The 5,270-nt window shown below is 71.9% G+C and carries 7 protein-coding genes and 1 pseudogene (1 of these 8 only partly in view); 5 read left to right on the top strand and 3 right to left on the bottom strand.

Annotated features, from left to right (window positions below; all coding sequences use genetic code 11):
• Positions 1 to 197, top strand: a 197-nt coding sequence (locus KBI44_19635; protein MBP9146694.1) for a dihydroorotate dehydrogenase-like protein, incomplete at its 5' end; no start/stop codon positions are given.
• Positions 198 to 236: 39 nt separating this feature from the next.
• On the opposite strand, the gene KBI44_19630 is transcribed toward KBI44_19635, so the two are convergent.
• The 3 genes from KBI44_19630 to KBI44_19620 form a co-directional block, all read right to left on the bottom strand.
• Positions 237 to 632, bottom strand: coding sequence for a hypothetical protein (locus KBI44_19630; GenBank protein MBP9146693.1), 396 nt, complete (start codon positions 630 to 632; stop codon positions 237 to 239).
• Between the two features lie 69 nt (positions 633 to 701).
• Positions 702 to 947 carry a hypothetical protein gene (locus tag KBI44_19625; protein MBP9146692.1) on the bottom strand — a complete coding sequence of 82 codons (246 nt, stop codon included), beginning with the start codon at positions 945 to 947 and terminating at the stop codon, positions 702 to 704.
• The gene (locus tag KBI44_19620; GenBank protein ID MBP9146691.1) at positions 944 to 1,588 is read right to left on the bottom strand and encodes a carbonic anhydrase; all 645 of its coding nucleotides are present in this window, start codon (positions 1,586 to 1,588) and stop codon (positions 944 to 946) included. Before KBI44_19620 ends, KBI44_19625 begins: the two co-directional genes overlap by 4 nt.
• 95 nt (positions 1,589 to 1,683) lie before the next feature.
• Between KBI44_19620 and KBI44_19615 the strand changes: the two genes are divergently transcribed.
• The 4 genes and pseudogenes from KBI44_19615 to KBI44_19600 all read left to right on the top strand — a co-directional run.
• Positions 1,684 to 2,346, top strand: a complete 663-nt coding sequence (locus tag KBI44_19615) for a TetR/AcrR family transcriptional regulator (protein ID MBP9146690.1) — start codon at positions 1,684 to 1,686, stop codon at positions 2,344 to 2,346.
• 53 nt (positions 2,347 to 2,399) lie between these two features.
• Positions 2,400 to 3,755, top strand: a complete 1,356-nt coding sequence (locus tag KBI44_19610; GenBank protein MBP9146689.1) for a TolC family protein — start codon at positions 2,400 to 2,402, stop codon at positions 3,753 to 3,755.
• Positions 3,752 to 4,744, top strand: a complete 993-nt coding sequence (locus KBI44_19605) for an HlyD family efflux transporter periplasmic adaptor subunit (GenBank protein MBP9146688.1) — start codon at positions 3,752 to 3,754, stop codon at positions 4,742 to 4,744. Before KBI44_19610 ends, KBI44_19605 begins: the two co-directional genes overlap by 4 nt.
• Positions 4,744 to 5,270, top strand: a pseudogene (locus tag KBI44_19600) (ATP-binding cassette domain-containing protein) (it continues 979 nt past the right edge of the window). The gene KBI44_19605 and the pseudogene KBI44_19600 overlap by 1 nt, the downstream one beginning before the upstream one ends.

Here is a 5,270-nt window from a genome sequence, read left to right as displayed (position 1 = left end):
AGATGGTCTCGGAGCTGCTGGCGCACGGCCCGGAGAGGTTGCGCACGCTGCGCGAGGAGTTCGCCTACTGGCTCGCGGATCACCAGTACGAGTCGATCGCGCAGCTGCGCGGCAGCATGAACCTCGGCAACTGTTCCGACCCTGCCGGGTACGAGCGCGCCAACTACATGCTCATTCTGCGCAGCTGGCACCGGTGACTCAGGCGGGAGCCGGCCAGCTCTGGCCGACGCGGGGTTTCAGCTCGGAGGGTGCGCGGGATTCCCGAAGGCGGCCAGGCTGAGCAGCAGCCCGGGAACGATGAAGACCAGGAAGAACGGGTCGAAGCCGGTGAACAGCAGGGCAGCGGCCCCGAAGCCGAGGTAGGTCACGGCGACGATCCGGGCGGGAAAGAGCGAGACCGGCGCGACGCCGCGTCTGCGGACGAAAGCCTGCAGCACCACGACGCCGAAGGCGAGCATCGCGACGCCGCCGAAGTGCCAGCCGATCATCGCGCCGCGCAGGAGATCCGGCGGCACCTGCGCGGTGACCAACGCTTCGCGGAGCTCCTTGCCGCCCAGGAGCGAATGCGCGCCTGCGCTCAACACCAGCAGGACGCCGACGACGATCCCCAGCACGCTGCGCACTCTCGACATGTCCTCTCCTTCCCTGGGTTCCCTGGAAAGCTCTGACCGCCCCTCCTCGCCGCACTTCGCGGCGGCCGCTCAGCCGGCGCCGGATTCCGGCGACTCGGGCGCCCCTCCCGGCAGGCGGATCTTCAGCACGCGCTCGGCCTCGGCGCGCAGCGCCGGGCAGTCGAGGCCGTTCATCGACTCGCGGTGGGCGAACTCGGCCCGGTGCCGGCAGAGCGTGCCGAATTCGCGGCCGGTGCGAAAGCTCCCCTGCTTGCCCAGAATCGCGTACGGCAACCTGAAGGCGCAATCCGGACAGACGATCCACTGCACGCTCATCGTGTGCCCTCCTCGGCCGGCCTCGGCAGGCCATCGAAGAACTCGACGACGCCGGTCTCGAGCGAATACTCGGCGCCGACCACCAGCAGCCCGTCCTTCTGGATCAGCTGTTCGAGCAGCTCCGAGCCGTGCCGCAGGTGGTTGGCCGAGACCCGGATGTTGGCGCGCACGGCCTGCTTCACCAGCGCCTCCGGGTCGTCGCGCAGCCCGGTCGCGAGCAGCGGCTCGACCGAGGGCCGCACCCGGTCCACGATCGAGCGCAGATAACGCGATTGGTTGGCGGTCGGCCGCTGCAACTCTTCGACTGTTGCGAGAACGGCCCCGCACTGCGAGTGGCCCAGAACGACGACCAGCCGCGTGCCGTAGCGCTCCGCCGCGAACTCGACGCTGCCGACCTGGGAAGCGGCGACGATGTTGCCGGCGACGCGGATGACGAAGAGGTCACCCAGGCCCTGATCGAAGACAATCTCCGCCGGCACGCGCGAGTCGGAGCAGCCGAGCAGGATCGCGAACGGCTCCTGACCGGCCGCGACCTCATGCCGCCGCGCCGGGCTGGTTGCCGAATCGCGGCCGCGAATATCCGCGACGAATCGCGCGTTCCCTTCACGCAGCCTCTCGAGTGCCTTCAGCGCTCGCATCATCGAGGTTCTCTCCCCTTGCCTTGTCGCGAGTCTAGCCGAGAGCGCCGGAACGGGCCGCTTGACAAGCGCCGAGGAGAGGTCTAGATTCTTTGTTAGTGAACATTCACTCACTCACCCGGATCCACCCTTCGGATCCGCCTACGGCGCGCCAGACCGAGATTCTCGACCGTGCAGCGGAGCTGGTCGCGGAATCCGGGCTCGCCAATCTGACGATGAAACGCGTTGCGGAGCGGGTCGGATTCACCGAACCGGCGATCTACCGCCACTTCCCGGGCAAACAGGCGCTGGTTCGGGCGATGGTCGAGCGCTTCGGTGGCCGGCTGCTCGGCACGATCGCGGAGATCGCTGCCGACCGCACGCTCGCGCCGCAGGAGCGGCTGCTTGCCATGGTGCGCCACCACGTCTCGCTGCTGCGGGTGAGCCGCGGCCTGCCGCTTCTGCTCATCGCCGAGGGTCTCGCTTCGGGCGACAACGGGCTGATCGGCCAGCTCGGCACCGTCATGCGGCGCTACGCCGGGCTCCTGGGCGGCGTCCTCGCCGAGCTCGACCTCGACCTGGGCGTCGCCCCGGAGCGCCAGGCGACACTCTTCCTGGGCCTCCCGGCCGCGATCGGCATCCAGCTGCGCGCCTTCCCCGACCTCGCCCTTTCCGACGCCGAGACCGAGATCCTCGTCCGACACTACGTTCGTTCCCTGACCACGCCCGCCGCTCCCGTCGCCGCCGGCGACCGGATGCCCGGGACGGAGGCACACCCATGATCCCGATCGCCCGGAGGATCCGAAGGGCCCGGAGGCCCCGCGGGCCCCGAAACATGCCCAGGTTGCTCCTGACCCTTCTCCTCACCCCGACGCTCGTCCACGCCTCTCCGGCAGCCCCGGCGCCGGCGACCTCGGCCGAGCCGCCGCTCACCCTCTCCGCCGCGGTCGAACGCGCCCTCGGCCGCTATCCGGCGGTCACCGCGGCGCGATTGCGGGTGGCCGAAGCGACGGAGGCCACCGGCGAAGTTGCGGCAAGCCGCGGCCCGATCCTCAAGCTCAACGCCTCGGCGCTGGGCTACGACGATCCGATGATCACCAGCCCGATCCATTCGTTCCATCCGGCCGAGATTCCGCCGTTTGGCGACACCCTCGCGCAGGGCTCGCTGAATGTCACTTACACGCTGATCGACTCGGGCGCGCGGCGCGAGCGTACCCGCCAGGCGGAGGCGCAGGAGGCTGCTGCCGGCGCCGCCCTCTCGGCCACCGAGCAGGCGATCGCCGCGCGGGTCGCGGCCGCCTATGCGGGGGCCCTCGCACGCAGCGAGATCTTCGCCGCGCAGCAGGCGCGGACAGAGGCGCTCACCCTCGAGCTCGACCGGGCGCGCCAGCTCTTCGCCGTCGGCAAGGCCGCCGAGGTCGAGACGCTGCGCGCCGATGCTGCGCTCGCCGCCGCCGAGGCAGAGCGGACGCGCGCTGCGAGCGCTCGCGACAGCGCCGAACGCGATCTCGCGCGGCTCCTTTCCGCCGCGCCCGAGGCGACGCGGTCCGGGCGGCTCGCACCCTGGAAGACGCCGGCTCCCCGGGCCGAGACCCGGGGCGAGCTGCAGGCGCTCGCGGTGGCCGCCGGCCCCGCGGTCGAACAGGCCCGTCAGCAGATCCTCGCGGCGGAAGCGGCCCGGGGGCTGGCGCGCAGCGCTTACTTTCCCAAGCTCGACCTGGTGGGCGCCCTGCAGGAGTTCCGCGAGGCCGAGAGCTCCTACGTGACGGACTGGAACGCCGGCGTGCAGCTGGTCGTTCCGCTCTGGGACGGCGGACAGACAGGCCGGCGCGTCGCCAGGGCCGCGGCGCAGCGCGACACCGCCACGGCGCTCCTTGCCCAGAGCGAGCTCGAAGCGCACGAAGCGGTCGACCGCGCCCTCGCAACGCTCGCCGACGCCGGCGCCCGCGCGAGCGCGCTCGGCCGCGCCGCCGACCGGCTGGCGGAGGTCGCGCGCGTCCAGAGGCTCCTGCTCGAGGTCGGTTCCGGCACCCAGGTCGACTACCTCGCCGCACTTGCCGAGCTCGCCGCGACCCGCGCCAGCGCCACCGAAGCCCGTACCGCCGTCCTGCTCTCGCACGTCGAGCTCGCGCGCCTCGCCGGAGAGCTCTCCCCCGACTGGTTCCGTCGCACCCTGGAGATCGCGCCATGAATCCGAAGCGCATCGTGCCCATCGTTCTCGTGCTCGGCCTGGGTGGCTTCGCCCTCTGGCATTTCGTCCTCGCGCCGCCGCCCGAGGACAACGGCCTGGTCGCCTCCGGCACGGTCGAGGCCACCGACGCCCAGCTCGGATTCCAGTCCCCTGGGCGGATCGCCCAGGTCGCGCCGCGCGAGGGGGATCGCGTCGCGGCCGGCGCCGAGCTCGCGCGCCTCGACACCAGCGAGCTCGACGCCCGGCGGGCGCAGGCGCTGGCGCAGTCTCAAGCGATGCGCGCCCAGTTGGGGGAGCTCCTCGCCGGTTCGCGCCGCGAAGAGATCGCCCAGGGGCGCTCGGCGCTCGCTGCCGCGAACGACCGCGTGGCCGATGCCGAGCGCGACGAAGCGCGCGTTCGCACGCTCCTCGAAGGGCGCGCCGTGTCGCGCGAGATGCTCGACAAGGCGACACTCGCCGTCGAGCTCGCGCGGCGCCAACGCGACCAGGCCACCGAGCAACTGGCGCTCCTCGAGCAGGGACCGCGCCCGGAGCGCATCGCCGCAGCACGCGCCCAACTCGCCCAGGCCGAAGCCGCCGTCGCGACGTTCGACGCGACGCTCGCCAACAGCCGCATCACCGCCCCGTTTGCCGGCATCGTGACGCTGCGCCACCGCGAGCCGGGCGAGATCGTCGGCGCCGGCGCGGCCGTCGTGACACTGCTCGATCCGGGCGACCGCTGGGTGCGCATCTTCGTCCCCGAGAACCGCCTCGGACGAGTCGCCATCGGCCAGCGCGCCGAGATCACGTCCGATACCTTCCCCGGCAGGCGCTACGACGGCGAGGTCTCCTTCATCGCGAGCTCCGCCGAGTTCACGCCCAAGAACGTCCAGACCACCGAGGAGCGCGTGAAGCTCGTCTACGCGGTCAAGGTCCGGGTCACCGGCGACGCGGAGGAGGAGCTCAAGCCCGGCCTGCCCGCCGACGTCAGGCTGGTGGAGAGCCGCTGATGCAGCGCGGAACGACCGCAGCCCTGAGCGCCGACGCCGGCGTCGCCGCAGCGGCGATCTCGGTCCGCGGTCTCGCGCGAAGCTTCGCGGCGCCGGGCGGGAAGGCGGCGCGCGTCGCCGTCGCCGGTCTCGACTTCGACGTGCGGCCCGGCGAGCTCTTCGGGCTCGTCGGCCCCGACGGCGCCGGCAAGACGACCACCCTGCGCATGCTCGCCGGCGTCCTCAGGCCGAGCGCCGGCGACGCGATCCTCGACGGCATCTCGGTGGTCGCCGACCCGGAGGCCGTGAAGCCCCGGCTCGCCTACATGTCCCAGCGCTTCGGGCTCTACACCGACCTCACGGTCGACGAGAATCTCGACTTCTATGCCGATCTCTTCAGGGTGCCGCGCTCGGAGCGCGCGGCGCGGCGCGAGCGCCTGTTCGCCTTCTCGAACCTCGGACCGTTCCGCGACCGGCTGGCCGGCAAGCTCTCCGGCGGCATGAAACAGAAGCTCGGTCTCTCCTGCGCCTTGATCCACGAACCGCG

It is taken from the genome of Thermoanaerobaculia bacterium, assembly GCA_018057705.1.
In the GTDB taxonomy this organism is placed as follows: Bacteria; Acidobacteriota; Thermoanaerobaculia; order Multivoradales; family JAGPDF01; genus JAGPDF01.
Note: the sequence above shows the minus strand (reverse complement) of the source record. Positions and strands in the feature narration are given on the sequence as shown.

What these genes read in the sequence shown, in the direction of transcription:
- KBI44_19610 (MBP9146689.1), top strand. Translation starts at nt 2,400, where the DNA reads ATGCCCAGGTTGCTCCTGACCCTTCTCCTCACCCCGACGCTCGTCCAC.
- KBI44_19605 (MBP9146688.1), top strand. Translation starts at nt 3,752, where the DNA reads ATGAATCCGAAGCGCATCGTGCCCATCGTTCTCGTGCTCGGCCTGGGT.
- KBI44_19625 (MBP9146692.1), bottom strand. Translation starts at nt 947, where the DNA reads ATGAGCGTGCAGTGGATCGTCTGTCCGGATTGCGCCTTCAGGTTGCCG.
- KBI44_19620 (MBP9146691.1), bottom strand. Translation starts at nt 1,588, where the DNA reads ATGATGCGAGCGCTGAAGGCACTCGAGAGGCTGCGTGAAGGGAACGCG.
- KBI44_19630 (MBP9146693.1), bottom strand. Translation starts at nt 632, where the DNA reads ATGTCGAGAGTGCGCAGCGTGCTGGGGATCGTCGTCGGCGTCCTGCTG.